The organism is Streptomyces sp. FIT100 (assembly GCF_024584805.1).
Lineage (GTDB): Bacteria > Actinomycetota > Actinomycetes > Streptomycetales > Streptomycetaceae > Streptomyces.
This window is the reverse complement of the sequence record NZ_CP075715.1, coordinates 1,737,487-1,764,000: the sequence shown is the minus strand read 5'-3', so window position 1 is coordinate 1,764,000 and position 26,514 is coordinate 1,737,487. Positions and strand designations below refer to the sequence as shown.

The window sequence follows — 26,514 nt, the reverse complement described above, 5'->3', positions numbered from 1 at the left end:
CTCCTCGTCGACCAGTAGTTGTCTGTACAACTCGGAGCCCGATTCATGCTCTCCCTCGCGTCCGCGCCACCGTTCTGGCTGCGCGACAACTGCCCGTGCACCGGCTGCCGGGACCCCCGGAACGGCCAGAAGCTCTTCCAGATCACCGAGCTTCCCGCCGGGCTCGCCGTCGGTTCCGTCCGGCCCGCCGCGACCCCGGACGGCGCCCCCGCCCACGAGGTCGTCTGGGCCCCCGACGGACACCGCTCCGTCTACCCCGAGAGCTGGCTCGGCGCCCATCTCCCCGGCGCCGCGGCGGACGGCGGAGACGGCCGCGGCGAGGACGACAAGGAGCTCTGGGACGCGGCCGCCCTCGCGGGCCGGCTGCCCGAGGCCGACTGGGCCGACTACGTCACCGACCCCGCCGCCAGGGCCGCCGCCCTCGACAGCGTGCTGCGCCTCGGCTTCGTCCTGCTGCGCGGCGTGCCCGTCCGCGACCGCCAGGTCCTCGACGTGGCGCGCACGTTCGGCTATGTACGGGAGACGAACTACGGCGAGCTCTTCGAGGTGCGCGTCGAAGCCGACCCCAACAACCTCGCCTTCACCGGCGCCCGGATCACCCCGCACACGGACAACCCGTACCGCGACCCGGTCCCCACCCTCCAGCTGCTGCACTGCCTCACCAACGCGGCCCGGGGCGGCGACTCCGGCCTCGTCGACGGCTTCCACGCGGCCTCCCTGCTGCGCGCCGAGGACCCCGAGGCGTACGAGGTCCTCACCCGCGTCCCCGTGCCGTTCGCCTTCGCCGACGCCCGCACCGAACTGCGCGCCCACCGGCCGCTGATCGCCACCGACCCGGCCGGCCGGATCCGCGAGATCCGCTTCAACAACCGCTCCATCGGCACGCTCCACCAGCCGGCCGGCGTACTGGACGCCTTCTACGCCGCCTACCGCCGCTTCGGTGAACTGCTGCTCCGCCCGGGGCTCCAGCTCGACTTCCGGCTCACCCCCGGCGACTGCCTCGTCTTCGACAACACCCGGCTGCTGCACGCCCGTACGGCCTTCGCCGAATCCGGCGACCGCCACCTCCAGGGCGCGTACGCCGACATCGACGGCCTCGCCTCCACCCTGGCCGTGCTCCGCAGGAAGGACACCCCCGCATGACCACCGCCGACACCGCTGTGAACCCCCTCGACGTGCTGGCCGAGCTCTTCGAGGGCGAAGGCGGCGCCGAGTACTTCGGCGAGGCCGTCACCCAGGCCCAGCACATGCTCCAGGCCGGCGCCCTCGCCGAGGCCGCCGACGCCCCGCCGCACCTGGTCGCCGCCGCGCTGCTGCACGACGTCGGCCACTTCCAGGGCGCTGTCACCGGCCGCGACCTGATGGAGCACGGCACCGACAACCGCCACAGCCACAGCGGCGCGGACTGGCTCGACCAGTGGTTCGGCCCCGAGGTCACCGAGCCCGTACGCCTCCATGTCGCCGCCAAGCGCTACCTCTGCGCCGTCGAGCCCGGCTACTTCGCCCTGCTCTCGGAGGCGTCCGTCCACACCCTCCAGGTCCAGGGCGGCCCGATGACGCAGGAGCAGGCCCGCACCTTCGCCGCCCACCCGGGCGCCCGCGACGCCGTCGCGGTCCGCCGCTGGGACGACGAGGCGAAGGACCCCGAGGCCCCGACCCCGGACTTCGCCCACTTCCGCCCGCTGCTGGAAGGGCTCCTCAAGCCGGGTTGCTGAGCTGAGACCCTGCTCCCTCGGAGTACGACACCCCGAGGGAGCAGCAGGTGACGCAGCAGGTGACGCAGCAAGCCACCATCACCGTCGAGCGGCTGGACGGACCGGCCGCGGCCCAGGCCGAGGAAGCGTTCCGGACCGTCTACGCCGAGGCGTTCGCGGGACCGCCGTACGACGAGACCGCGGACGGCATCGAGGCCGCCTTCCGGCGCTTCCCCTCCCGGACCGGCCAGAGCGGCTTCCGGGCCGCCCTGGCCCGCACCGCGGACGGCGAACCGGTCGGCATGGCGTACGGCCGCCCGCTCGGGCCGGACGCGGGCGGCGAGGAGGGACACCGCACCTTCGGGCTCATGGAGCTCGCCGTGCGCGGACCGTGGCGCCGGAGAGGCGTCGCACGCCGGCTGCACGAGGCGCTGCTCGACGGCGTCCCCGCCGAGCGGGTGCTGCTCCACGTCCACCCGGACAGCACCGCGGCATCGGCGGCATACCGGGCGTGGGGATACCGCAAGGCCGGCGAGGCCCGCCCCTGGGAGGGAGCGGACCTCCACGACGTGATGGTCCTCGACCTGTAGGCCCGCACAAGGGCCCGGCGGCTCGACGGTCCGGCGGCTCAGTGGCTGAGCCGCCGGCCCAGGGCGCTCGTGGCCGTGGAGCTCTGCATCGTGAAGGCCACCGTGCCCGGGAGGTAGCGGTCCTGGGACCACTCCACCGGTGTGCCCGTCGGGTCCGTCGAGTGGCGGCGTTCGCGCAGGAGGGACTCGCCCGCGCGGCAGCCCAGGAGCGCCGCGTCGTCGTCGTCCGCGGGGACCAGGTCGATGGTGTGGCGGGCGTCGGCGAAGAGGACGCCGTGGAGCTCCAGCTGGACCGAGTGGGAGACGGTGTCCAGCGGCATCGCCGCCACCAGTTCGCCGATCCGCTCCGGGTAGGTCGTCCGCTCCACCATCACCGGCGCGCCCGAGAGCGTACGCAGCCGCCGCACCCGGTACACGATCGCGTCCTCGTCGAGGCGGAGCTTCTCCGCCTCCTCCTCGTCCGCGGTGACGCGGTCGATCGCGACGACCCGGGACCCGGGCTCCTCGCCCAGGGACCGCGCCCAGCGGGTGAACGAGCGCAGTTCACCGAAACTGTGCAGGCGCGGGCCGCCCAGCACCACGCGGCGGGTGCCGCGGCGGGAGGTGATCAGCCCGTCGGTGCGCAGCGCGGCGAGCGCCTGGCGGACCGTGCCTCTGGACACGCCGTACCGCCGGGCCAGTTCGTCCTCGGCCGGCAGCTTCGCCCCGGAGCCGTACTCGCCCGCCGTGATGGCGGTACGCAGATCGGCGGCGACCTTCAGATACAGGGGTGTCCTGCCCCGACCTTCGCTCACGTGCACACCCTGTCATGTCGTTGTGTCATCGGGCCATCGGGTCACGGACCAGCGAGCTCAGCAGCTCGGGGTCCACGTCCGCCAGCGACTCCGCGACCGTCACCCCGTCGGTCTCCGCCAGCGGTTCGGTCGACGGCACCGCCAGCACCCGGCAGCCCGCGGCGACCGCCGACGCGACGCCCGCCGGGCTGTCCTCGACGGCGACGCACTGGGCCGGTTCCGCGCCGAGCGCCGCCGCAGCGGCCAGATACGGATCCGGCTGCGGCTTGGTCCGTGCGGTGTCCTCGGCGCCGAACAGCGCGTCGAAACGGTGCCCGTCCAGCGTTCCCGCGACCTGCTCGACCACCGCCCGCGGCGACGCGGACACCAGCGCCGTCGGCACCTCCCGGGCGCGCAGCGCGGCAAGCAGCCGCAGCGCGCCCGGCCTGGGTACGACGGCCGCCGTGAGCCGGGCCGCGAAGTCCGCGCCCAGCTCGGCGGCGAGTTCCTCCTCCGGCGCGCCCAGGTACGGGTGCAGCAGCGCCGCCGCGTCCTCGACCGAGCGGCCCGTCACGGCCGTGCGCCGCCCGGCGTCCAGGGCGCGTCCGCGCCGCAGCGCCGCCGCCTCGACGACGTCGAGCCAGACCCCCTCGGTGTCGACGAGTGTTCCGTCCATGTCGAACAGCACCGCACGCAAGCGCGTCACTCCGCCCCGCCCTGCGCCGCGATGAGCACGGGCCGCTGCTGCGGGCGTACGGTGACGGCGGTGCCCGGCGTCAGCGCGCCGGCGGCGTGCGTCGGGACGTCGGCCTTGAGCGCCGTGCCGTCGGCGAGCGCGATCCGTACGCGCGTGGTGGGCCCGTGGAAGGCGCTGCCGGTCACCCGGGCCGTCCCGGACGCGTCCGCCGTCACCTCCAGCGCCTCGGGCCTGATCAGCACCTGTACGGGCCCGGAGCCGGCGGGCTCCTCGGCCGGCAGCCGCACCCCCAGCACCTCCACCAGACCGCCTTCGACCGCCCGGCCGGGCACCCGGTTCATGGTGCCGATGAACTCGGCGACGAAGTCCGTCGCCGGACGGGCGTACAACTCGGTGGGCGTGGCGCACTGTTCGAGCCGGCCCTGGTTCATCACGGCGACCCGGTCGGCCATCGACAGGGCCTCCTCCTGGTCGTGGGTGACGAACACGGTGGTGATGCCCAGCTCCAGCTGGAGCCTGCGGATCTCCTCCCGCAGCGCCACCCGCACCTGCGCGTCGAGCGCGGACAGCGGCTCGTCGAGCAGCAGCAGCCGGGGCCGCAGCGCCAGCGCCCTGGCCAGCGCGACCCGCTGCTGCTGTCCGCCGGACAGCTGGTGCGGGAAGCGTCCGCCGTGGCCGGGCAGCCCGACCAGCTCCAGCAGTTCCGCCGCGCGCGCCCGCCGCTCCGCGCCGCCGACCTTGCGCATCCGCAGCCCGAAGGCCACGTTGTCGGCCGCGGTGAGATGCGGGAAGAGGCTGTACGACTGGAACACCATCGCCGTGTCGCGGCGGTTGGCCGGCACCGGAACGAGGTCCTCGCCGTCCAGCAGCGCCTGTCCCTCGTCGGGCTGCTCGAAGCCGGCCAGCACCCGCAGCGCGGTGGTCTTGCCGCAGCCGGAGGGGCCCAGCAGGGCGAGGAGTTCGCCCGGGGCGACGTCCAGATCGAGGCCGTCGAGCGCGACGGTGGCGCCGAACGTGCGGCGCAGCCCGAGCAGTCGCAGGGACGCGCCGGTGCGGGCGGGTGCGTCGAGGAGGGTCATCGGGAGGTCTTTCCTTCGAACGAACGGGAACGGCGGCCGCCGAGCGTGGTGAGCGCCAGCAGCAGCACCCAGGTCAGCAGCAGGCTCAGCAGCGACACGGCGACCGAGAGGCGCGCGTCCGAGCCGGACGCCTGCACGATCCAGACCGCGAACGGCTGGAAGCCGAGCAGCGAGGCGACGGTGAACTCGCCCAGCACCAGGGCGAGCGTGAGGAACGACGCGTTCAGCAGGGCCCCGCGCAGATTGGGCAGCACGGCGGAGACGAGCGCCCGCGGCCAGGACGCCCCGCAGTCGCGGGCCGCCTCGACGAGGGTGCGTACGTCGACGGCGCGCAGCCCCGCGTCCAGCGCCCGGTACACGAACGGCAGCGCCATCACGGCGTACGCGAGGACCAGGACGAAGGGGAAGTCCGGGTTCTGCACGGCGACGAACGTCTGGTACAGCGGCGTCGTGGAGAGCTTCTCGGGCCCCCAGCGCAGCACCGTCCCGAGCCCGGCGGTCAGCGCCACCGGCGGCACCACCAGCGGCAGCGTGCAGACCACTTCGAGCACCGGCCGCAGCCCCGGGACGGCGAGCCGCGCCGCGACCGCCGCGGGGATGCTGATCAGCAGCACGAGGGCGACGGTGGCCGCGGCGAGCGCGAGCGACAGCAGCAGGCTGGCCGTGAAGCCGGGCGCGGCGAAGATCCGCGTGTACGAGGACAGGGTCAGCCCCTGCCCGGGGATGTCCAGCGTGAACACGGCGGAGGCCAGCAGCGGGACGAGGAAGTACACCCCGGCGACGAGCAGCACCGCGATCCGCCCGTAGCCCCCGGCGAGTGAGCCGAAGGGGCGCGCGGCTGCCGAAAGGGAGGCTGCGGTCGATTTGCGGCTACCGCCGCGTGGACGGAGGCCGCGAGGTACGAGTGGCCGAGTACGGTCGACCGTCGGCGGACGCTGGGGCGCCCCGGAGGCGAACCGAGCCCTGGAGGAGGAGTTCAGGCGAGCCATCGGGTGCTCCTTCGCTGAAGCGGCAGATGGACGGCCATCACCAGCGCGGCGACCACCACCATGTCGAGGCTGAGCGCGAGCGCCACGTTCTCCTGGCCGACCAGGACGTTGCCGGAGAGCGCGTCGGCGATCTGGAGCGTGACGAGCGGCACCGAACTGCCCACCATCGCGGCCGCGGTGGCGTACGCCGCGAACGCGCTGCCGAAGAGCAGCACGAACCCGCCGAGCAGGGTGGGCAGCAGTACCGGGACGCCGATGTGCCGCCAGTACTGCCAGGTCGACGCGCCGCAGTCGCGGGCCGCCTCGCGCCACTGGACGCGCAGTCCGTCGAGCGCGGGGGCGACGGTCAGCACCATCAGCGGGACGAGGAAGTACAGGTACGTCAGGGCCAGCCCCCAGAAGCCGTAGAGCGACCAGCCGTGGGCGTCGAGGCCGAGGCGGGTGGTGAGGACGCCCGCGTTGCCGAGGGTGGCGACGAACGCGAAGGCCAGTGGCACGCCGCCGAAGTTGGCGAGCACACCGGAGGCCGTGAGCACGGCTTCGCGCAGCGCGCGGCTGCGCGAGGTGACGACGGCCTGGGCGAGCAGCAGTCCGAAGAGGGTGCCCGCGGCGGCGGTCAGCGCGGACAGTTCGACACTGCCGAGCAGGGCGGTGCGGTAGGCGCCCTCGACCGAGCGGGTCACGTTGCCGAGGCCGTACGTGTCACCGACGGTGAACGCCCCGTCGGCCATGGCGAGCGCGGGCAGCCCGAAGGCGAGCCCGACGACCAGGAAGAGCGGTGCGGCGGCCGTCCACGCCCAGGAGCGCCGGCGGCCACGGCCCGGCTTGGGGCTCCCGCCCGCGCCGGCGGCCGGTGCGGTACCGGCCGTGGCGCGGGCGCGGGAGGAGAGCAGGGTCATCGGGCGTGTCACCCGGAGACGGCCGCGGCCCAGCCCTGTGCCAGGGTCTCCTTGGCCTTGGCGGACTGCTGCTCGCTCGGGAACTTCGGGGTGCCTTCGACGGCGGGCAGCGCGGCGGCGGCGGCCTTGTCGATGGTGCCGTCGGCGGTCATGGCCGGCATCAGCACGGGCCGGGCGTGGCCCTTGAGCCACAGGTTCTGGCCCTCGGCGCTGTACAGGTACTCCTGCCACAGCCGGGCGGCTGCGGGGTGCGGGGCGTCCTTGTTGATCGCCTGCGAGTAGTACTGGGCGTAGACGCCGTCGGTCGGGACGGCGACCTTCCAGTCGATGCCCTTGGCCTTGAACTGCTCGGCGTAGCCGGCGTTGAGGTAGTCCCAGTCGATGCTGATCGGGGTCTCGCCCTTCTCGACCGTGGCCGGGGTGGACTCGACGGGGTTGTAGTTGCCGTTCTTCTTCAGCTTCCCGAAGAAGTCGATGCCGGGCTGGATGTCGTCGAAGGAGCCGCCGCCCGCGAGGGCCGCGGCGTAGACGCCGCCGAAGGCGGAGCCGGACTTGGTGGGGTTGCCGTTGAGGGCGACCTTGCCCTTGTACTCGGGCTTGAGCAGGTCGGCGAAGGTCGCCGGGCAGACCTTGACGCGCTTGGCGTCGCAGCCGATGGAGACGTAGCCGCCGTAGTCGTTGAACCAGCGTCCCTGCGCGTCGCGCTGCGTCTCGGGGATCTTGTCGAACGAGGCGACCTTGTAGGGCGCGGTCAGCCCCTCTGCGGCGGCGGCCTGCGCGAACGAGGCTCCGAGGTCGAGCACGTCGGGCGCGCGGTCCTGGCCCTTGCGGGACTTCACCGCGTTGATCTCGTCCTGGCTGGAGCCGTCGGGGTTCTCGACGTTCACCTTGATGCCGTACTTGGCGGTGAACCCGTCGATGATCGCGCCGTAGTTGGCCCAGTCGCGGGGGATGGCGATCGCGTTGAGCGTGCCCTCCTTCTTCGCGGCGGCGACCAGGGCGTCCATCCCGCCCGCGTCGGCTGCGGAGGCCGCGGTCGCGATGTTCTTTCCGTCGGGGGTGGTGGTGCTGTCGGTGGGCGCGGCACCGCAGGCGGTGAGCGTCAGGGCGGTGAGTCCAAGAGCGCCGATGAGGGCGACGGCGCGGGTGGGGCTGGTCACGCGTACTCCATGAGGGAATGCGGAGGGATGCGAGGCGGGGCCAAAGCTGTATGGACAACTGTTGTCCATACAACTCCGTCATTACGGGGGCCGGGGATGTCCCGTCGGTGAACGCGAAGCGTCGCCCGCCATGCGATTACCGGGCGGTCCGGGGGTGGCGGGGGCGGCCGGGGTCAGCGGGAGCGGGGGAGGGTCGCCTCCAGGCGGAGCCTGACCCGCTCGTCCGTCACGTACTCCACCGCCTGCTCCGCCATCGAGTACGCGTACCCCTCCGGGTCCTCGTCCGCCAGAATCCGGGCCAACGCCTCCACCGCACGCCCGTCCTGACGCATCGCCAGCCCCCGCGCGGCCTCCGCCTCGATGTCCGGCACCGGGTCCGCAAGGCGCGCCGCGAGCGCGTCGCGGATCTCGGGGCCGTCCGCCTCCACGTCCGCGAGCACCGCCGTCGCCCAGTCCCTGACCCCGTCGTCGCCGTCCCGCGTGAGCCCGAGCACCGCCTCGACCGCGCCCGTGTGGTCCCCCGGCACCAGCCCGTGCAGCGCCACCGCCACCCCGAAGCGCACCTCGGGGTCCGGGTGTCCGGCGTGCCGCAGGATCTCCGTGACGCCCGCCGGGTCGCCCTGCCGGCCGAGTCCCGTCACCGCCGCCCGGATCACCTCGGGCTCCTCGGACTCCCGCGCCAGCTCCCGCAGCAGTGGCACCACGCGGGCCGCGACCCCCTGGCCGACGCCCGCCCCGGCCCCGACGCCGTCCCCGTCCGTATGGCCCAGCCCCGCCAGGACGTCCGCCGCGAAGGTCTGCCGCAGGGCGTCCCCGGTGCCCGCCCACCCCGCCGCCGCCCGGAACGTCTCCTCGTCACCGCGCCGCTGGAGCACGGCGACGGCCTCGGTCCAGTCGTCCAGGTCCGGGTCCCCGCGGCGCAGCGCCCGCCCGGCGAGCTCCTCGGCGGGCGTGCGCATCCCGAGCGCGTCCTCCAGCAGCGTGGCGATGGCCGTGTGCCCGGTCTGCTGCTCGTTCCCGGCGATGTGCCGGCCGTCCCGGACCACCTCCGCGATCACGGTCTCGCCGCCGTCCTCCTCGACCCGCCGGGTCTCCACCTGGCTCTCCGCGACCTCGTACACCTCGGCCAGCCCCCGCCGCAGCTCGGCCGCCACGTCCGTCCCCGCCCAGCGCCGGGCCTCCGCGAGTGCCTCCGCCGCGGCGGAGGCACCGCACCGCAGCAGGGCCCGTACGCACGAGGGGGAGCCGCGCCGGGTTGCCGTCACCAGGGGCGGCTGCCCGTCGGGCCCCGGCAGATCCGGGTCCGCGCCCGCCGCAAGCAGCAGCTCCACCACCTCGGCGCGCCCTTCACGGCACGCCCAGATCAGCGCTCGGACCCCGGGTTCCTCGGCCAGATCGACCTGCGCACCCGCCGCGAGCAGGGCCCGCATCGCCTCCGTGTGCCCCCAGACCGCGGTCCCGCACAGCGGCAGCTCCGCCCCCTCGGCGCCGCTCGCCCGGTCCGGGTCGGCGCCCGCCGCCAGCAGCAGGCGCACCATTCCGGGACGGTCCCGGGCCGCGGCCGTGTAGAGCGCGGTCTGCCCGTCCTCGTCCGTCGCCTCCGCGGGCGCCCCCGCCCGCAGCGCCCGCACGACCGCGTCGTCGTCGTCCCCGTACAGGGCCTCGAAGAGCCGGCCGGCCGGGTCCGTGTCGAGGCCCACGTCCTCGGAGTCCTCGGTCCTCATGACAAAACCCTACGGAAGGGTTGCGGGGCCTGTCTTTCGGAGCGGGGCCCCGAGGGGTGCCCTCATGTATCGCATTACGTGTCGCATTCGAGAATCGTCCGGCACAGGGAGCAGCGCGCCCGCACCCGCCCCCGCACCGGCACCCGGATCCGCTGCCGGCAGGTGGGGCAGGGGAACGACACCCGCAGTCCGCCGCCGGCCACGCGCTCGAACGCGTACGCCGGGTCCGGCCCGGGTCCCGGCCGCCCGGGTCCGGCCGGATGGTCCTGCGCGTACCGCCGGTCCTTCGCGTAGCGCCGCCGTCCGTTCCACCCCGCCGCGGACAGCGGCGGCTGCTGACCGTCGCGCAGTGCCTCCGCCCGGCCCTTCGTGTACGCCGTGTAGCCCTGCGGGCTGGTGAACCAGACCGAGGGGTCCTCGCCGAAGACCATCGCGCGTTTTGCGAGGACGTAACCGAACTCCTCAGGGGTCAGATAACCCAGTTTCTGGCTGGAAACCGCGTCCTCCCGGAACGCGTCGAGCAGCAGCCAGCCCGCGCCCAGGTAGGTCGTCACCGTGTCCGTGAGGATCTCGTTGTCCCGCGTCCCGGGGAACGAAAGACCCAGCCGGTGCAGCAGGACATGGGTGATCTCGTGGGCGAGCGCCGCCCCGATGTCCCTGCGGTGCTTGCGGAAGCGGTCGTTCAGCTCGATGAAGTACTCGGGCCCCGCGGCGAGTTCGACGCTCGCCGCGTGCTCCATCTCCCGGAAGCTCACGATCATCCGCGCCTCGGGCAGCCGCAGCTGACGTACCAGCGCACGGGCCACCCGCTGCGTCCCCAGGTGCAGATCGTCGTGGTCGGCGAAGGCGACGTCGGCCGGCGCCACGCTGGTCCCGTACGCGCGTACGCCGTCGTACGACAGCCGTTTGTGCAGTGCGGTGATGGCCGCCCGCGCGGTGTCGAGGTGCGGGTAGCCGTGCACCACCTCGCTGCCGTTCGTCACGCCCGTACCCCCTGTACGTGCCGTACGAAGTCGCCCTGAACGCCGCCCTGAAGGACGGCTGGCCGCTCTCAACTCTACGGCGTCCGCCGCCCGCGCCGACCGGTGCCGCGGGCGCCCCCGCACCCCCTGACCTGGCCGAAATGTGCTTCTTGTGGCCGCCCTCGCGGCCTCCCCATAATCCGGACCACGCGTTGACGGGCCCATGTCACTGCGGTGGGCCCGTCGACGCGCGCCACAGCAACCCCCCCACGGAAGAAGGCATGCCTTGAACAACAAGCTGGTACGTGCCCTCAAGAGATGCGCCGCCGCCGGTGCCGTCCTCCTCGCCACCGTCAGCCTCCAGCCCGCCTCCGCCAGCGCCGCCGCACCGCCCGTCGTCGGCGGAACCCGCGCCGCCCAGGGCGAGTTCCCCTTCATGGTGCGCCTCTCCATGGGCTGCGGCGGCGCGCTCTACACCCAGCAGATCGTCCTCACCGCCGCGCACTGTGTCAGCGGCTCCGGCAACAACACGAGCATCACCGCCACCGCCGGAGTCGTGGACCTCCAGAGCTCCAGCGCCATCAAGGTCAAGTCGACCAAGGTCCTCCAGGCCCCGGGCTACAACGGCACCGGCAAGGACTGGGCCCTGATCAAGCTGGCCCAGCCGATCAACCTGCCGACGCTGAAGATCGCCGAGACGACCGCGTACAACAACGGCACCTTCACCGTCGCCGGCTGGGGCTCGGCCCGCGAGGGCGGCCCGCAGCAGCGCTACCTGCTCAAGGCGACCGTCCCCTTCGTCTCCGACGCGTCCTGCCAGTCCTCCTACCCCGAGCTCGTGCCCGGCGAGGAGATCTGCGCCGGCTACAACGAGGGCGGCGTCGACACCTGCCAGGGCGACTCCGGCGGCCCCATGTTCCGCAGGGACGACGCCGGCGCCTGGATCCAGGTCGGCATCGTGAGCTGGGGCTACGGCTGCGCCCGGGCCGGCTTCCCGGGCGTCTACACCGAGGTGTCCACCTTCGCCACCGCGATCAAGAACGCGGCCGCGACGCTGTAGCCGGGCACCGGCACCGGCACGAGTACCGGCACCGGCACCGGCACACGTGAGGCTCTGACCCGAGCCCTCCGAGGGGGCGGGGAGGCCACCCCGGCGTCACCCCAGACGCACATCCTCCCCGCCCTGCTCCAGTTCCAGGACCCACACCTCGTTCGCGCCCTCCCGCAGCACCGGGCCCGGCACGAACAGCGAGTCCTGGGGTCCGACCGACCAGTAGCGGCCCAGGTTGAACCCGTTCACCCACACGAACCCACGGGTCCAGCCGGGCAGTTCGAGCGCCGCGTCCCCCGCGCCGCGCACCTCGAACGCGCCCCGGTACAGCCCCGTGGCACCCTCGACCGGCGACCGGAACGGCAGCCCCCCCACCGCCCCCGCCCCGTCGAACGCGTCGAGCCGCAGCGCCCGCGCCCGCACCCCGTGCAGATACTGCCGCTCGTGCATCACCCCGCCCGTGACGCCCTTGGCCTCGCCGACCCGCGGACCGTAGTTGACCCGGCCCAGCGACTCCACCCACAGCTCCACCGACGCGGGCCCCGCCACCGGCTCCGCCAGCGTCCCGTCCCCCTCGGTGAGCACACCGGCCCGTACCCCGTCCACGTACACCACGGCCCGGTCCCGCAGCCCGGCCGCCGTCAGCGGGTAGGCCCGGCGCGGCCCCGGCACCTCCACCCGGTAGCGCACCAGACCCCGGTCCACGCCCAGCTCCTCGAAGGACGGCGGCACCGGGTGCTCCGACTCCGCGCCCCCGAGCGCGTCCATGACCTCACCCAGCGGCACCCACTCCGCCGGCCGCACCACGATGGGCGCGGCGAGGGCCGCCGGCTGCGCGGGCGGCTCGGGCAGCGGTCCGTCCGCGTACGGCGCGAGGAGCTCGCGGAACGCCCAGAACTTCTTCGTCGGCCGCCCGTACTCGTCGATGGGCGCGTCGTAGTCGTAGGAGGTGATGTCGGGTTCGAGCGCCCCTTCGTGCTGCTGCCCGCCACGGTTCGCACCCGCCCAGCCCGCGAAGTTCGTCCCGCCGTGCGCCATGTAGATGTTGACCGACGCGCCGCACTCCAGGATCTCGCGCAGCGCGGCCGTGGCGCTGTCCGCATCCCGCACGACCGCCTCGTCGCCCCAGTGGCTGAACCAGCCGCACCAGAACTCCATGCACATCAGCGGGCCCTTCGGCTGATGGCGGCGCAGCACCTCGAAGCCCTCACGGGCACCCGAGCCGAAGTTCGCGGTGGCGAGCACGCCCGGCACCGAGCCGCCGGTCAGCATGTGGTCCTCGGGCCCGTCGGAGGTGAACAGCGGCACGCTCACCCCGAGCTCCACCAGCAGGTCGGCGAGGCGGCGCAGATAGACCTGGTCGGAGCCGTACGACCCGTACTCGTTCTCGACCTGCACCATGATCACCGGGCCGCCGCGGTCGATCTGCCGCTCCACGACCTGCGGCATCAGCGCACGGAACCAGCGGTCCACATGCCCCGTGTACTCCGCGTCCCGGGTGCGCACCCGCGACCCCAGCGGCCCCGTCACCCAGTGCGGCAGCCCGCCGTTCTCCCACTCGGCGCAGATGTACGGGCCCGGGCGGACGATCGCCAGCAGCCCGGCCTCCGACGCCGCGTCCAGGAACCGGCCCAGCGCCTCGACATCGCGGAACGCGCCCGGCGCGGGCTCGTGCAGATTCCACGGGACGTACGTCTCCACGCAGTTCAGGCCCATCGCGCGCAGCATCCGCAGCCGGTGCCCCCACTGGGCCTCGTGGACCCGGAAGTAGTGCAGCGCCCCGGACAGCAGCCGCACCGGCCGCCCGTCCAGCAGAAAATGCTCCTCACCCACCACGAAGTCGGCCACGAGCCGGTCCCCCTTCATGCGCTCGGTTCGCCTCCCGGCGCTCGCTGTGTCCCTCGAGCGGCCCCCGGCCGCGGGCGGTGCCGACACTCCTCGACGCTGCACTCGCTCGTCCCTCGCTCGCTTGATCTCGTCCCTCTCGGCACCGGCGCGCCCTTCGGCTCACTCGCTGGGCCGGCACACCCGGCGACGAACATGCCCGCCCACCATCACCCTCTGGCGGTCCGCCGGTCCATGGACAAAGATCGGCACTGTTTGGACGCAACACGATGCACCACTACGCACCACGACGCACCACGCACGACCGGCCCGGAGGCAGACGGATGTACCACACCTGGATGCGTTACTTCACGCCCAGCCCCGTCCACCACCGCCTCGGCCTCGTCTGCCTCGGCGTCGGCCTCCAGCACGGCACCCTGCCCACCGTCGGCCCCCGCACCCTCGACCACCATGTGGCCGTGCTGATCAGCGCCGGCGGCGGCTGGTACCGCTCCGCCGACGGGCGGCGCACCACCGTCACCGCCCCCGCCGTCCTCTGGCTCACCCCCGGGGTCCCGCACCACTACGCCCCCGACCCGGTCACCGGCTGGGACGAGAGCTTCGTCGACTTCGCAGGCCCGGCCACCGCCACGTACACCGAACTCGGCTACATCGAGCCGGACCGCCCCGTCGTCGCCCTCTCCGACGCGGCCCCCGCCCGCGCGGCCGTCGGGCGCATCGCCCGCGCCGCCCGCCGCGGCAACCCGTTCCTGGAGGTCGAGACCGCCGCCGCCGTCCACGAACTCCTCGTCGCCCTGCGCCGCGCACGCGCCGACACCAGCCCCGACGGCGACCCCGTCCTCCAGGCCCTCGCACGCGACGCCTTCCAGCCGCTGACCGTCGCCGAACACGCCGCCCGCCACGGCATGACCCCGGCCGAGCTGCGCACCGCCGTCCGCCGCGGCGCCGGATGCAGCCCCAAGGACTACCTCCTCGGCATCCGCCTCGGCCGGGCCAAGGAACTCCTCGCCGCCACCGACCTCCCCGTCGCGGCCGTCGCCCGCCGCGTCGGCTACGACGACCCGGCCTACTTCTCGCGCCTGTTCACCCGCCGCGTCGGCACCCCGCCGATCCGCTTCCGCGATCAGCAGGGCCGCACGGTCCCGGGTGGCTGGAGCAACCGCATCCCAGATCCTGATCACCCGCCGATGATCACGGCCCGCCCGACGTAAGCTCGCTGCTCATGACCTCCAGCGAGACCCACGGCATCGACGACTCCGTCCTGGCAGAGCTCACCCGGCTGCGCGAGAGCATCGACAACATCGACGCGGCCGTCGTCCACATGCTCGCCGAACGGTTCAAGTGCACCCAGCAGGTCGGCCGCCTCAAGGCCGTACACAAGCTGCCGCCCGCCGACCTCGACCGTGAGGCCCGCCAGATCACCCGCCTCCGCGGGCTCGCGGAGAGCGCGAAGCTCGACCCCGCGTTCGCCGAGAAGCTGCTCAACTTCATCATCGCCGAGGTCATCCGCCACCACGAGACCATCGCGGGCAGCAACGGCAGCAACGGCAGCAACGGCAGCAACGGCAGCAACGCCTGACCGCGAGCGCGGGCGCGGGCGTGAGCCGAGCGCCCGCGCCCGCGTGTGCGTGTGCCGCGCGCCCCCGACGACGCCCGGGGGCGTGCGCTCTCAGCGCAACTCCGGCTCTGTATGCACAGCCCACCCATCGGGCAGCATGGCCCCATGTCCGTACTCACGCGCGACGAAGCGCAGATCCGAGCCCAGCTCCTCGACGTCCACCGGTACTCGATCGCACTCGATCTCACCACCGGGGACGACACCTTCGACTCACGGACCGCGATCCGGTTCACGGCCCGCGCTGCCGGAGACACCTTCGTCGAGCTCAAGCCCGCCACCCTGCGCTCCGTCACCCTCGACGGACAGCACCTCGACCCCGAGACCCTCGACGGGAACCGGCTGGCGCTGAAGGGACTCACCGCCGGCGAGCACGAGCTGCTCATAGACGCCGCCATGCACTACTCCCGCACCTGCGAGGGCATGCACCGCTTCACCGACCCCGCCGACGGCGAGACCTACACCTACACCCAGCTCTTCATGGAGGACGTGCAGCGCGTCTTCGCCGCCTTCGACCAGCCCGACCTCAAGGCGGTCTTCGAGCTCACCGTCACCGCCCCCGAGGGCTGGACCGTCCTGGCCAACGGCATCACCACCCGGCAGGACGACGGCCGCTGGACCGCCGAGCCCACCCCTCTGATCTCCACCTACCTCGTCGCCGTCGCCGCGGGCCCCTGGCACTCCGTACGCACCGAGCACGCCGGGATGCCCTTCGGCATCCACTGCCGCCGCTCCCTCGCCCCCCACCTCGACACCGACGCCGACGAGATCCTCGACGTCACCCGGCAGTGCTTCGACCGCTACCACGAGAAGTTCGAGGAGCCGTACCCCTTCGACTCCTACGACCAGGCCTTCGTGCCCGAGTTCAACGCGGGCGCCATGGAGAACCCCGGACTGGTCACCTTCCGCGACGAGTACGTGTACCGCTCCGCCGTCACCGACACCGAGCGCCAGACCCGCGCCATGGTCATCGCGCACGAGATGGCCCACATGTGGTTCGGCGACCTGGTCACCCTGCGCTGGTGGGACGACATCTGGCTGAACGAGTCCTTCGCCGAGTACATGGGCTACCAGACCACTGCCGAGGCCACCCGGTTCACCGGCACCTGGACCGACTTCGGCATCGTCCGCAAGTCCTGGGGCTACGACGCCGACCAGCGCCCCTCCACCCACCCCGTCGCCCCCGAGGCCGTCCCCGACACGGCGTCGGCCATGCTCAACTTCGACGGCATCTCCTACGCCAAGGGCGCCTCCGCCCTCCGCCAGCTCGTCACCTGGCTCGGCGAGAAGGACTTCCTCGCCGGCATCAACATCCACTTCACCCGGCACCGCTTCGGCAACGCCACCCTCGCCGACTTCATCGACTCGCTCGCCGAGGCCACCGACCGCGACGTGCACAGCTGGGCCGAAGCCTGGCTGCGCACCACCGGCGTCGACACCCTCACCCCCGCCCTCGTGGAGACCGACGGCGGCCGGCGCCTCGACATCGCCCGGGACGGCAGCCGTCCGCACCGCGTCGCCGTCGGCGTGTACGACAACGACCCGGCCGAACCCGGCCGCCTCGTGCTGCGCGAACGCATCGAGACCGACGTGCCGCAGACGGCCCCGACCCTCGTGCCCGGCCGCCGCCCGGACCTCGTCGTCCTCAACGACGGCGACCTCACCTACGCCAAGGTCCGGCTCGACCCCGCCTCCTGGGACACCGCCCTGCGCTCGCTCTCCGGCCTCCCCGACCCGCTCACCCGCACCGTCGTGTGGAACGCGGCCCGCGACATGGTCCGCGACGGCGAACTCGCCCCCACCGCCTACCTCGACGCGGCCCGCACCCACCTCCCGCACGAGAGCGACCTCGCCGTCGTCCAGGGCGTCCTCGGCTTCGCCGCCACCCACGTCGCCGACCGCTACCTGACCGCCGAGGCCCGCCCCGCCGCGCTCGCCCTCCTCACCGACCTCACCCGCGACCTGATCCGCCGCACCGAGGACGGCAGCGCGCCCGGACTGCGGCTCACCGCCGTACGCCACCTCATCGACGCCGCCACCCGGCCGGCCACCCTCCTCGACTGGCTCGACGGCGACAGCGTCCCCGGCGGACCCGGCCTCGACCCCGAACTGCGCTGGCGCATCCTCGCCAGGCTCGCCGCGCTCGGTGCCACGGACGAGGCAGCCATCGCGGCCGAACTCGACCGCGACCCCAGCGCCACCGGCCAGGAGGGCGCCGCCCGCTGCCGCGCCGCGCTCCCCACGGCGGAGGCCAAGGCCGCCGCCTGGTCGCGGCTCTTCGACACCGACGACCTGTCCAACTACCTGTTCGCCGCCACCGCGCAAGGCTTCTGGCAGCCCGAACAGGCCGACCTCGTACGCGAGTACGTGCCCCGCTTCTACCCCGCGGCCGTCGCCCTCGCGGACCGCCGCGGCCCGGCCATCGCCGAAGCCGCCGGCCGCAACGCCTTCCCCGTCCACGCCGTCGACCCGGAAGCCCTGCGCCTGGGCGAGGACTGCCTGCGCGACACCGAAATGATCCCCGCCCTCCGCCGCAAGCTGGCCGACCAGCTCGACGACCTCCGCCGCGCACTGTCGGTCCGCGCCGCGAGCCTCCCCGCGGCGCCGCCCGCCACCTGAGGCCGCAGCCCCCCCCGGGCCACCGGGCCGGTGCCGGACGCTCAGGCGGCCCGGCCCGGCGGCCCCGGGCCCATAGCAGGCGGCGAAGGGCGCACCGGGCCGCAGCACACGGCAGTACCACTTTCGGTTGAGATCGTTGAGCACTGCGGGCATTCCCGACGGAACCCCGTCCACCCTGGCGTGACACACCCAGGCGTGAAGCCCAGCGCTCCCGAAGGACCCCGCATGAGTACGCCGCCGCCCCTCGCCGGAGGGACCGCAGGACCCGACGCCCTGCGGCCGCTGCTCGACGTCGTGCTCGACGCACTCCGCAGCGGCGCGGTGGCACGCGGCGGGCCGTTCCCCCCGGGCGGGCCGGAGCAGCTGGGCAGGGCCGTGCGGGAGACCGCCACCCCCGTCATCCCCGCCGAGGGCCGCGGCGCCGAGGAGTCGCTGCGAACCCTCGTCGAGGCCGTCGCCTACGGCGCCGCCGACCCCGCCGACCCCCGGTGCGCCGCCCATCTGCACGCCCCGCCCCTCGCGCTCGCCGTCGCCGCCGACCTCGCCGCCTCCGCGCTCAACCCGTCCCTCGACTCCTGGGACCAGGCACCCGCCGCCTCCGCCCTGGAGGCCGAGACGACCAGGGCGCTCGCCGCCGAGGTGTACCCCGGCGCCACCCGCCCCGACGCCCTCGTCACCACCGGTGGCACCGAGGGCAACCAGCTCGCGCTGCTCCTCGCCCGCGAGCGCCACGGAGCCGCGCTCACCGTCGTCTGCGGCACCCACACCCACCACTCGGTACGCCGCGCCGCCTGGCTCCTCGGACTGCCCGAGCCCGTCACCGTCCCCGCGCCCGCCGGCACCACCGACGTCACCGCCCTCGACGACACCCTCGCCCGGCTCCGCGGCCGCCCCGTCCTCGTCACCGCCACCGCCGGCACCACCGACACCGGCCGCATCGACCCGCTCCCCGCCATCGCCGGCCTCTGCGAGCGATACGGCGCCGAGCTCCACGTCGACGCCGCCTACGGCGGCACGCTGCTGTTCAGCCCCCGCCACCGGGACCTGCTGCGCGGACTCGACCGGGCCCGCTCCACCGCCCTCGACCTGCACAAGATGGGCTGGCAGCCGGTCGCCGCGGGACTGCTCGCCGTCCCCGACAGCGCCCTGCTCGCCCCGCTCGCCCACACCGCCGACTACCTGAACGCCGACGACGACACCGAGGCCGGGCTCCCCGACCTCCTCGGCCGCTCGCTGCGCACCACCCGCCGCCCCGACATCCTCAAGATCGCCGTCACCCTCCGCGCCCTCGGCCGCGACGGACTCGCCGAGCTCGCCGACCGCACGCTCACCGCCGCCCACGACCTCGCCGACCTCATCGAGAAGACCCCCGCCCTGGAGCTCCACGCCCGCCCCGTCCTGTCCACCGTCCTCTTCCGCCCCCGCGGCGCCGACGACGCCACCGTCGCCCGTATCCGGCGCTCCCTCCTGCACGCCGGCAGCGCCGTCCTCGGCCGCGCCAGAGCCGACGGCCGCCTCTGGTTCAAGGCCACCCTGCTCAACCCGCACACCGCCCCCGGCGACCTCGAAACCCTCATCGCACTCGTGGAAGGCAGCAGCACCCGATGACCGGCACCACCGCCCCCGGCACACAGGCACAGGCACAGGCTCAGGACCTCGACCGGCCCCACGACCTGGTGGGCATCGGCATCGGACCGTTCAACCTCTCCCTCGCCGCCCTCGCCCACGGGCTCCAGTACGGGGAGGGCGGCGGTCTCGCCGCCACCTTCTTCGAGCAGCGCCCCGCCTTCCACTGGCACCCCGGCCTGCTCATCGACGGCACCACCCTCCAGGTCCCCTTCCTCGCCGACCTGGTGACCCTCGCCGACCCGGCCAGCCCCTGGTCGTTCCTCAACTACCTCAAGGCCCGCGACCGGCTCTTCCCCTTCTACTTCGCCGAGAAGTTCCACATCCAGCGCGCCGAGTACGACGCCTACTGCCGCTGGGTCAGCAGCCGGCTCCCCGGACTCCACTTCGGCCACCAGGTCGACGCCGTCCGCTGGAACCCCGAACGCGCCCTGTTCGAAGTCGACTTCACCCAGCTCGGCACCCACGGGGGAGCGGAGTCGCTCGGCCGCGCCTACGCCCGCCACATCGCCCTCGGCATCGGCACCGAACCGTACGTCCCGGACCCCCTCAAACCCCTCGCCGAAGCCCCGGGCGTCCCCGTCCTGCACTCCGCCGACTACCTGGAACACCGCGAGCGGCTCCTCACCGCCGGGCACATCACCGTCATCGGCTCCGGCCAGTCCGGCGCCGAGGTCTTCCTCGACCTGCTGCGCGCCCGCCCCACCGGGACCGAGAGACTCCACTGGCTGGCCCGCACCGAGGCGTTCGCCCCCATGGAGTACTCCAAGCTCGGCCTCGAACACTTCACCCCGGACTACACCCGCTACTTCCACGCCCTGCCCGAATCCGTACGCAACGGACTCGTCCCCCAGCAGTGGCAGCTCCACAAGGGCATCGACGCCGACACCATCGCCGCCATCCACGACGAGCTCTACCGACGCACCCTGGACGGCGGCTGGCCCGATGCCGTCCTCACCCCCGGCGTCCACGTCCGCACCGCGGGACGCGTCGCCACCAGCAAGGTAGAGCTCCATCTGGAGCACCTCCAGCAGGGCACCCGCTCCCGCCTCACCACCGACGCCGTCGTCCTCGCCACCGGCTACCGCGAACGCCCCCTCGACCGGATCCTCGCCGGCCTCGACCCGTACATGCGCCGCGACTCCGCCGAGCGGCCCCGCATCGACGAGCAGTTCCGGCTCGTCCTCGACCCCTGCGTCACCGGCTCGGTGTACGTGCAGAACGCCGAGCGCCACACGCACGGGGTCGGCGCCCCCGACCTCGGCCTCGCCGCCTGGCGCAGCGCGACCATCCTCAACTCCCTCACCGGCAAGGAGCCCTACCCGCTGCCGCGCCGTACCGCCTTCACCAGCTTCGGGCTGGAACGGCGGGAGGCGCCCGGCATCCCCGGCCAGGCGCCCCCGCTCACTCCGCTCCAGGACCGGCTCGAAAGCCGGCTCGACGACCGGCGCTAGAACACCGGCTGGAGAACACCCGCTCTGGAACACCGGCTCTGGAACACCCGCTCTAGAACGCCGGCTCTAGAACACCGGAGCGCCCTCACGGGTCAGCTTCCAGCCCACGGACGCGAAGGCCGCCGGGTCCACCGTCCCCTGCGCCTGCACCCACTGAATGATCGTGTTCCGGATCTCGTCCGAATTCGCCCACAGCTGCTGCGCGTCCGCGACATGCGGGAACGCGCCGCCACCGCTCGCCCGGTAGTTGTTCACCGCGAGCACGAACCGCCCCGCAGGGTCGACCGGCCTGCCCTCGAAGGCCAGGCCCACGATCCGCGAACCCGCCGGCCTCGCGATGTCGATCTCGTACGTCAGGCCCGAGACGGCGTCGTAGTTGTAGTCCGGGATGCCGTCGGCGTTCGTCAGCTTCGCCGTGTCCACCGGAGCCCCGGCCGGCGTCTGCACGTAGTACCGCGCCGAGAACTCCAGATAGTCCTTGAGCTGCGCACCCGTCAGCAGCCGTGCCTCCAGCGTGTTCTCGAACGGATACAGCCCCGCCGCGTCCTTGATCGTCACCTGCCCGGCCGGGATCACCGCCGTACGCGAGAAGCAGGACGCCTGGGACAGCACCGGCAGCGCGGCCCACTGCCCGCCCGCAAGCGCCGCCTTCACCGTCTCCGTCTGGACGTGGTTGATCAGATCGATGATCGGCTCGTCCTTCCACGGCGCGTCGGCCGTGGCCATCGCGGCGGTGCAGGTGCCGATCGTCCGGTTGACGTACGCGACGACCTTCCGGTGCTCGTCGGTGAGGAGCCCGGTGACCTTCGGGTCCTCGGCGACGGTGTTGGAGTTGAGCACCTTCGCGCCCACCCTCGCCACGCTCCAGCGACCCCGCTCCCACACCACCTCGATGTCGAAGAGAGTCAGCCGCTGCCCCCACTTCAGCGGCTCGGACAGCACCACCGGCCGGCCGGTCTCCTTGTTCACGACGACGTACTCGGCTATCTCCGTGTGCGCGTGCCCGACGAGGATCGCGTCGATGCCCGGCACCTGCTCGGCCACGAGCGCCGCCGCGTTCTCGATGTGGGGCAGCTGGTCACCGTAGGAGGACGTGCCGCTGGAGCCGGAGTGCGCCGACACGACGACGACGTCCGCACCCATCGAACGCAGCTTCGGCACCCACTTCGCCGCCTGCTCCTCCAGACCGGGGAACACCATCTTCCCGCTGACGTTCGCCCTGTCCCAGATCGCGATGCCCGGATTGGTGAGCCCGAGGACCGCGACCCGCACATCGCGGCCGTACGGAGTACGCAGCCGGTGCATGCTGTACGGCGGGAACGCCGGGCGCAGCGTCTTCGCATCGAGCGCGTTGGCGCCGAGGAGCGGGAAGTCGCACTGCTCCTCGAACTTCCGCAGCACCGGGATGCCGTAGTTGAACTCGTGGTTGCCGAGCGCGGCGGCGTCGTAGCCGATGGCGTTCATGGCCTGCGCCATCGGGTGCACCGGGCCGCGGCGGGTGGTGATCGGGTCGATCCTGGCGTAGTAGTACGACAGCTGGGTGCCCTGGATGGTGTCGCCCGCGTCGATCAGCAGCGTGTTGCCCCGCCCCTTCTCCTCCCTGACCTGGTTCACCAGGGTGGAGATCTTGGCCAGGCCGACGTCGTTGTGGCTCTTGTCGTCGAACTCCCTGTCCGTGAAGTAGTCCCAGTTGAAGACGTTCCCGTGCAGGTCGGTCGTGCCCATCACGGTGAACGCGTACCGCCTCCTGCGTCCTCTGCGGCCATGGGCCTCGGCAGGGACGGCGACGCTCCCGGCGACGGCGACACCGGCCCCTGCGGCGGCCGAACGGCCAAGGAACGTCCTGCGGTTGAGCGGCATGTGGATCTCCCTCGTTCAGTGGCACAACGCGCGTAGATTCTGGCGTACGGGCGACCGCGTGCGAAAGTGTCCGAGGACACCAGCGAGGGAGCTCACCATGGCCGGGAACGCCGCACCGTACGGAACTCCGGAGACGCCCAGGGTCGCCGTCCGCGGCGAGGCACGCATCGAGGTCGACCCCGAGATCGCCAGGATCGGCGTCACCGTCAGTGCCCGCGGCAAGGACCGCAGGACCGCCCTGGAGGACCTGACCCGCCGCAACGGCCAGGTGCTCGACCTGATCAAGTCGTACGGGGACGCGGTCGAGAAGCTGGAGACCGGCGCGTTCTCCATCAGCCCGGAGCTCACCCAGCACGGCCGCGGCGAACGCGTCCGCGCCTACCACGGCCGCGTCCACATCACCGCCGTACTGGCCGACTTCACCGCACTCGGAGAGCTCACCACCCGCCTCGCCGACCTGGAGCTCACCCGCGTCGACGGCCCCTGGTGGTCACTGCGCCCCGACTCCCCGGCGCACGGCGAGGCCCGCCGCCAGGCCGTCCACGAAGCGGTCCAGCGCGCCCGCGAGTACGCCGAGGCGCTCGGCGCCCGCCTCGCCGCCCTCGTCGAGCTGGCCGACCTGGGCGCGGAGGCCCCCACGCCCTACGGCCCGCCCCCCGTGCCCGGCGGCCTGCGCTCCGCCGCCTTCGCCGGCGCCGGCACCGAGGCCGCCCCGGAGCTCGACCTGGAACCCGAGCGCCAGACCGTCTACGCGCAGGTCAACGCGCGCTTCACGATGACGCCGCCCGAGCTGTGACCACAGGGGCCCGAGCGGCCCCCGCCACCGCCGCCCCGGACGCCCGAATGCTCAAAAGAGCACCCCCATGCACAATTCAATACTTGTCAATAAGCCTTCATGCAAAGGTTGTTGAGTAGTCATGCGCAACCAATTCTCTACCGGCGGGTAAGCTCTAGGCTCGAACCATGCGCCGAGCAAAGATCGTCTGCACACTGGGGCCCGCCACCGAGTCGTACGACCAGATCAAGGCACTGGTCGAAGCCGGAATGGACGTCGCCCGCTTCAACCTCAGCCACGGCACCTACGTCGAGCACGAGGAGCGCTACCGCCACGTCCGCAAGGCTTCCGACGAGATCGGCCGCAGCGTCGGCGTCCTCGCCGACCTTCAAGGTCCGAAGATTCGACTCGGACGCTTCGCCGAAGGTCCCGTACTGCTTGAACGCGGAGACGAGTTCACCATCACCGTCGAGCCCGTGGAAGGTGACCGCCACACCTGCGGAACCACCTACTCCGGCCTGGCCGGCGACGTGACCACCGGGGAGCGCATCCTCGTCGACGACGGCCGCGTCGCCCTCGAAGTCACCGCCGTCGACGGACCCCGCATCCGCACCACCGTCGTCGAGGGCGGCTTCGTCTCCGACCACAAGGGACTCAACCTCCCCGGCGTCGCCGTGTCCGTCCCGGCGCTCTCCGAGAAGGACATCGAGGACCTGCGCTGGGCGATCAGGATCGGCGCCGACGTCATCGCCCTCTCCTTCGTCCGCAGCGGACGCGACATCGACGACGTCCACCGCGTCATGGACGAGGAGGGCCGCCGCCTCCCCGTCATCGCGAAGGTCGAGAAGCCCCAGGCCGTCGACAACATCGAGGACATCGTCGCCGCCTTCGACGGCATCATGGTCGCCCGCGGCGACCTCGGCGTCGAAATGCCCCTGGAGCAGGTCCCGATCGTCCAGAAGCGCGCCGTCAAACTCGCCAAGCGCAACGCCAAGCCGGTCATCGTCGCCACCCAGATGCTCGACTCGATGATCGACAACTCCCGGCCCACCCGCGCCGAGGCATCCGACGTGGCCAACGCCGTCATCGACGGCACCGACGCGGTCATGCTCTCCGGCGAGACCAGCGTCGGCAAATACCCGATCGAGACGGTCCGCACGATGAGCCGCATCGTCGAGGCGGCCGAGGAGGACATCCTCGCCAAGGGCCTGCCCCCGCTCACCGAACGCAACAAGCCCCGCACCCAGGGCGGAGCCGTCGCTCGCGCCGCCGCCGAGATGGGCGACTTCCTCGGCGCGAAGTTCCTCGTCGCCTTCACACAGTCCGGCGACACGGTCCGCCGCCTCTCCCGCTACCGCTCGCCGATCCCCCTCCTGGCCTTCACCCCCGACCCGGCCACCCGCTCCCAGCTCAACCTCACCTGGGGCGTGGAGACCTTCCTCGGCCCGCACGTCGGCTCCACCGACGCGATGGTCGCCCAGGTCGACGAGCAGCTCCTGCGGATCGGCCGCTGCCAGAAGGGCGACACCGTGGTCATCACGGCCGGCTCCCCGCCCGGCGTCGCCGGCTCGACGAACCTGGTGCGGGTGCATCACATCGGGGACGCGGTGAGGTAGTCAGTACTTCGGCCCGACGTGGGCGTCCATGAGGGCGACGGACGCCCGCCGGGCGACGGAGATGTTGGCGGCATTGGGCTGCTTCCTCGGCCCGCCGCGCCGCCCAGTGCTCGCGCCAGCGCTGACCGCGCCCACCGTCCGCGGGCCACCGGCCACCGCCGCGGGAATAGGCAGGGCCAATGCTTGCTGGAGGCGGTGACGTACTGGCATCCCTGCCGCTGGACGCGACACTCGCTGTTGCTGGGATGTACGGAGCGGATCGCGGCTTCGCAGGCGTCAATGAGGCCGGGCCAGGCGTCAGCGCAGGCGACGCGGAGTAAGTAGACCCCCTTCTTGAGCGTGCTGATGCAGCCGTCCCCTAGGTACAGACCGAGGAGATAGGCGTACGCAGCACCGTCGAGTTCCCGCCCATCGCCACGTGGGCACTGCACCGTCCCGCAGTGAGATTGCCTTCTGCCGCACATCTGTGGTCTGGAAGCTCATGCGATCACTTTGGGTGACTGGTCGTGGCGCAGAGTAGCAAGAAGCGGATGTTCACGAGAACGTGAACATCCGCTTCCTGTGAAGAGTGCCCGGTGTGGGATTCGAACCCACATGCCCGAAGGCACGGTGGTTTGAGCACCGCGAGTCTGACCAGTTCCTCCAACCGGGCTGGTGGCACCGCCGAAAGCGTACCCTGTGCCCGCAGCTGCTCGCTGCTAGGTAGGCTCAGGTAGCAGCACCTGCCCCGCAACGAGGAGTACCGTGACCGCCCCCGAGCCCGAGTCGCCCCAGCCCGTCGCCGACGACCGCGACGCGTCGCACGTCCCGCCGACGACGACCCGCGTCGTCATCGCCGAGGACGAGGCGCTGATCCGGCTCGACCTCAAAGAGATGCTTGAGGAGGAGGGCTACACCGTCGTCGGCGAGGCCGGTGACGGGCAGACGGCCGTCGACATCGCCCGGGAGCAGCGGCCGGACCTGGTCATCCTCGATGTGAAGATGCCTGTTCTGGACGGGATCTCGGCGGCGGAGAAGATCGCCGAGGAGTCGATCGCCCCGGTGCTGATGCTGACCGCCTTCTCGCAGCGGGATCTCGTCGAGCGGGCCCGGGACGCGGGGGCGATGGCGTACCTCGTGAAGCCGTTCAGCAAGAGCGATGTGGTGCCGGCGATCGAGATGGCGGTGTCGCGGTTCGCGGAGCTGAAGGCGCTGGAGACGGAGGTCGCGGACCTTGCCCAGCGGCTGGAGACGCGCAAGCTCGTCGACCGTGCGAAGAGCATTCTGCAGACGCAGTACGGGCTGACCGAGCCGGCCGCGTTCCGGTGGATCCAGAAGACGTCGATGGACCGTCGGCTGTCGATGCAGCAGGTCGCGGAGGCGGTCATCGAGGACGCGGCGGAGAAGAAGGCCGCGAAGGGGCAGTAGCCCCGGCCGTCCGCGTAGACGCGCAGTCGCGTAGACGCGCACTCCCGCAGTGGCGGAGACCTGGAGATACGAGGAGGCC

General features: G+C 72.7%; 22 protein-coding genes and 1 tRNA gene. 12 read left to right on the top strand and 11 right to left on the bottom strand.

Going from position 1 to position 26,514, the window contains the following annotated elements; genetic code table 11:
* Positions 1 to 45: 45 nt before the first annotated feature.
* The 3 genes from KK483_RS07660 to KK483_RS07650 are packed head-to-tail and all read left to right on the top strand — an operon-like array spanning position 46 to position 2,284.
* Complete coding sequence (locus tag KK483_RS07660; protein ID WP_262004453.1) at positions 46 to 1,143, top strand: TauD/TfdA family dioxygenase; 1,098 nt, start codon at positions 46 to 48, stop codon at positions 1,141 to 1,143.
* Positions 1,140 to 1,715, top strand: a complete 576-nt coding sequence (locus KK483_RS07655) for a phosphonate degradation HD-domain oxygenase (protein WP_262004452.1) — start codon at positions 1,140 to 1,142, stop codon at positions 1,713 to 1,715. The genes KK483_RS07660 and KK483_RS07655 overlap by 4 nt, the downstream gene beginning before the upstream one ends.
* A gap of 59 nt (positions 1,716 to 1,774) precedes the next feature.
* Positions 1,775 to 2,284 carry an N-acetyltransferase gene (locus KK483_RS07650; RefSeq protein WP_262009386.1) on the top strand — a complete coding sequence of 170 codons (510 nt, stop codon included), beginning with the start codon at positions 1,775 to 1,777 and terminating at the stop codon, positions 2,282 to 2,284.
* A 38-nt stretch (positions 2,285 to 2,322) separates the two neighbouring features.
* Here KK483_RS07650 and KK483_RS07645 read toward each other — a convergent pair whose 3' ends face one another.
* The 8 genes from KK483_RS07645 to KK483_RS07610 form a co-directional block, all read right to left on the bottom strand.
* Positions 2,323 to 3,078 (bottom strand): GntR family transcriptional regulator, encoded by a 756-nt coding sequence (locus tag KK483_RS07645; RefSeq protein ID WP_262004451.1) that lies wholly within the window; start codon positions 3,076 to 3,078, stop codon positions 2,323 to 2,325.
* Positions 3,079 to 3,103: 25 nt separating this feature from the next.
* Positions 3,104 to 3,763, bottom strand: coding sequence for an HAD family phosphatase (locus KK483_RS07640; RefSeq protein ID WP_262004450.1), 660 nt, complete (start codon positions 3,761 to 3,763; stop codon positions 3,104 to 3,106).
* A complete protein-coding gene (locus KK483_RS07635; protein ID WP_262004449.1) occupies positions 3,760 to 4,833 on the bottom strand; it encodes an ABC transporter ATP-binding protein in 1,074 nt (357 codons plus the stop codon). Before KK483_RS07635 ends, KK483_RS07640 begins: the two co-directional genes overlap by 4 nt.
* The gene (locus KK483_RS07630) at positions 4,830 to 5,822 is read right to left on the bottom strand and encodes an ABC transporter permease (protein ID WP_262004448.1); all 993 of its coding nucleotides are present in this window, start codon (positions 5,820 to 5,822) and stop codon (positions 4,830 to 4,832) included. The genes KK483_RS07635 and KK483_RS07630 overlap by 4 nt, the downstream gene beginning before the upstream one ends.
* Positions 5,810 to 6,721: an ABC transporter permease subunit gene (locus tag KK483_RS07625; RefSeq protein ID WP_262004447.1), complete on the bottom strand. Its 912-nt coding sequence runs from the start codon at positions 6,719 to 6,721 to the stop codon at positions 5,810 to 5,812. Before KK483_RS07625 ends, KK483_RS07630 begins: the two co-directional genes overlap by 13 nt.
* Before the next feature lie 8 nt (positions 6,722 to 6,729).
* Positions 6,730 to 7,881, bottom strand: coding sequence for an ABC transporter substrate-binding protein (locus KK483_RS07620; protein WP_262004446.1), 1,152 nt, complete (start codon positions 7,879 to 7,881; stop codon positions 6,730 to 6,732).
* A gap of 173 nt (positions 7,882 to 8,054) precedes the next feature.
* Positions 8,055 to 9,605 carry an ankyrin repeat domain-containing protein gene (locus tag KK483_RS07615; protein ID WP_262004445.1) on the bottom strand — a complete coding sequence of 517 codons (1,551 nt, stop codon included), beginning with the start codon at positions 9,603 to 9,605 and terminating at the stop codon, positions 8,055 to 8,057.
* Positions 9,606 to 9,679: 74 nt separating this feature from the next.
* Complete coding sequence (locus tag KK483_RS07610) at positions 9,680 to 10,588, bottom strand: hypothetical protein (protein WP_262004444.1); 909 nt, start codon at positions 10,586 to 10,588, stop codon at positions 9,680 to 9,682.
* Between the two features lie 265 nt (positions 10,589 to 10,853).
* Between KK483_RS07610 and KK483_RS07605 the strand changes: the two genes are divergently transcribed.
* Complete coding sequence (locus KK483_RS07605) at positions 10,854 to 11,627, top strand: trypsin-like serine protease (RefSeq protein ID WP_262004443.1); 774 nt, start codon at positions 10,854 to 10,856, stop codon at positions 11,625 to 11,627.
* A gap of 96 nt (positions 11,628 to 11,723) precedes the next feature.
* Here KK483_RS07605 and KK483_RS07600 read toward each other — a convergent pair whose 3' ends face one another.
* Positions 11,724 to 13,466, bottom strand: coding sequence for a beta-galactosidase family protein (locus KK483_RS07600; protein ID WP_262009385.1), 1,743 nt, complete (start codon positions 13,464 to 13,466; stop codon positions 11,724 to 11,726).
* 320 nt (positions 13,467 to 13,786) lie between these two features.
* Here KK483_RS07600 and KK483_RS07595 point away from each other — a divergent pair, with 320 nt between their 5' ends.
* From KK483_RS07595 to KK483_RS07575, 5 genes are all read left to right on the top strand, one after another.
* Positions 13,787 to 14,674, top strand: coding sequence for an AraC family transcriptional regulator (locus KK483_RS07595; protein ID WP_262004442.1), 888 nt, complete (start codon positions 13,787 to 13,789; stop codon positions 14,672 to 14,674).
* A gap of 11 nt (positions 14,675 to 14,685) precedes the next feature.
* A complete protein-coding gene (locus KK483_RS07590) occupies positions 14,686 to 15,042 on the top strand; it encodes a chorismate mutase (RefSeq protein ID WP_262004441.1) in 357 nt (118 codons plus the stop codon).
* Between the two features lie 144 nt (positions 15,043 to 15,186).
* A complete protein-coding gene (gene pepN, locus KK483_RS07585) occupies positions 15,187 to 17,697 on the top strand; it encodes an aminopeptidase N (protein ID WP_262004440.1) in 2,511 nt (836 codons plus the stop codon).
* A 225-nt stretch (positions 17,698 to 17,922) separates the two neighbouring features.
* Entirely contained in the window at positions 17,923 to 19,305 is a 1,383-nt protein-coding gene (locus KK483_RS07580) for an aminotransferase class V-fold PLP-dependent enzyme (RefSeq protein WP_262004439.1), read from the top strand.
* The gene (locus tag KK483_RS07575; RefSeq protein ID WP_262004438.1) at positions 19,302 to 20,777 is read left to right on the top strand and encodes a lysine N(6)-hydroxylase/L-ornithine N(5)-oxygenase family protein; all 1,476 of its coding nucleotides are present in this window, start codon (positions 19,302 to 19,304) and stop codon (positions 20,775 to 20,777) included. Before KK483_RS07580 ends, KK483_RS07575 begins: the two co-directional genes overlap by 4 nt.
* A 66-nt stretch (positions 20,778 to 20,843) precedes the next feature.
* Here KK483_RS07575 and KK483_RS07570 read toward each other — a convergent pair whose 3' ends face one another.
* Complete coding sequence (locus KK483_RS07570; protein WP_262004437.1) at positions 20,844 to 22,637, bottom strand: bifunctional UDP-sugar hydrolase/5'-nucleotidase; 1,794 nt, start codon at positions 22,635 to 22,637, stop codon at positions 20,844 to 20,846.
* 97 nt (positions 22,638 to 22,734) lie between these two features.
* Between KK483_RS07570 and KK483_RS07565 the strand changes: the two genes are divergently transcribed.
* Together KK483_RS07565 and pyk are read left to right on the top strand one after the other, a co-directional pair.
* Complete coding sequence (locus KK483_RS07565) at positions 22,735 to 23,433, top strand: SIMPL domain-containing protein (RefSeq protein WP_262004436.1); 699 nt, start codon at positions 22,735 to 22,737, stop codon at positions 23,431 to 23,433.
* Positions 23,434 to 23,600: 167 nt separating this feature from the next.
* Positions 23,601 to 25,028, top strand: a complete 1,428-nt coding sequence (pyk, locus tag KK483_RS07560; RefSeq protein WP_262004435.1) for a pyruvate kinase — start codon at positions 23,601 to 23,603, stop codon at positions 25,026 to 25,028.
* Positions 25,029 to 25,597: 569 nt separating this feature from the next.
* Here the strand turns inward: pyk and KK483_RS07550 are convergent.
* Positions 25,598 to 25,680: transfer RNA gene (locus tag KK483_RS07550), tRNA-Leu, on the bottom strand.
* A gap of 92 nt (positions 25,681 to 25,772) precedes the next feature.
* Between KK483_RS07550 and KK483_RS07545 the strand changes: the two genes are divergently transcribed.
* Entirely contained in the window at positions 25,773 to 26,435 is a 663-nt protein-coding gene (locus KK483_RS07545) for an ANTAR domain-containing response regulator (RefSeq protein WP_262004434.1), read from the top strand.
* The last annotated feature ends 79 nt before the right edge of the window (positions 26,436 to 26,514 follow it).

Excerpts from the sequence above, each read along its gene's own strand:
- KK483_RS07660 (WP_262004453.1), top strand. The coding sequence starts at position 46 with ATGCTCTCCCTCGCGTCCGCGCCACCGTTCTGGCTGCGCGACAACTGC.
- KK483_RS07655 (WP_262004452.1), top strand. The coding sequence starts at position 1,140 with ATGACCACCGCCGACACCGCTGTGAACCCCCTCGACGTGCTGGCCGAG.
- KK483_RS07635 (WP_262004449.1), bottom strand. The coding sequence starts at position 4,833 with ATGACCCTCCTCGACGCACCCGCCCGCACCGGCGCGTCCCTGCGACTG.
- KK483_RS07630 (WP_262004448.1), bottom strand. The coding sequence starts at position 5,822 with ATGGCTCGCCTGAACTCCTCCTCCAGGGCTCGGTTCGCCTCCGGGGCG.
- KK483_RS07625 (WP_262004447.1), bottom strand. The coding sequence starts at position 6,721 with ATGACCCTGCTCTCCTCCCGCGCCCGCGCCACGGCCGGTACCGCACCG.
- KK483_RS07615 (WP_262004445.1), bottom strand. The coding sequence starts at position 9,605 with ATGAGGACCGAGGACTCCGAGGACGTGGGCCTCGACACGGACCCGGCC.
- KK483_RS07595 (WP_262004442.1), top strand. The coding sequence starts at position 13,787 with ATGTACCACACCTGGATGCGTTACTTCACGCCCAGCCCCGTCCACCAC.
- KK483_RS07590 (WP_262004441.1), top strand. The coding sequence starts at position 14,686 with ATGACCTCCAGCGAGACCCACGGCATCGACGACTCCGTCCTGGCAGAG.
- pepN (WP_262004440.1), top strand. The coding sequence starts at position 15,187 with ATGTCCGTACTCACGCGCGACGAAGCGCAGATCCGAGCCCAGCTCCTC.
- KK483_RS07580 (WP_262004439.1), top strand. The coding sequence starts at position 17,923 with ATGAGTACGCCGCCGCCCCTCGCCGGAGGGACCGCAGGACCCGACGCC.
- KK483_RS07575 (WP_262004438.1), top strand. The coding sequence starts at position 19,302 with ATGACCGGCACCACCGCCCCCGGCACACAGGCACAGGCACAGGCTCAG.
- KK483_RS07570 (WP_262004437.1), bottom strand. The coding sequence starts at position 22,637 with ATGCCGCTCAACCGCAGGACGTTCCTTGGCCGTTCGGCCGCCGCAGGG.
- KK483_RS07565 (WP_262004436.1), top strand. The coding sequence starts at position 22,735 with ATGGCCGGGAACGCCGCACCGTACGGAACTCCGGAGACGCCCAGGGTC.
- pyk (WP_262004435.1), top strand. The coding sequence starts at position 23,601 with ATGCGCCGAGCAAAGATCGTCTGCACACTGGGGCCCGCCACCGAGTCG.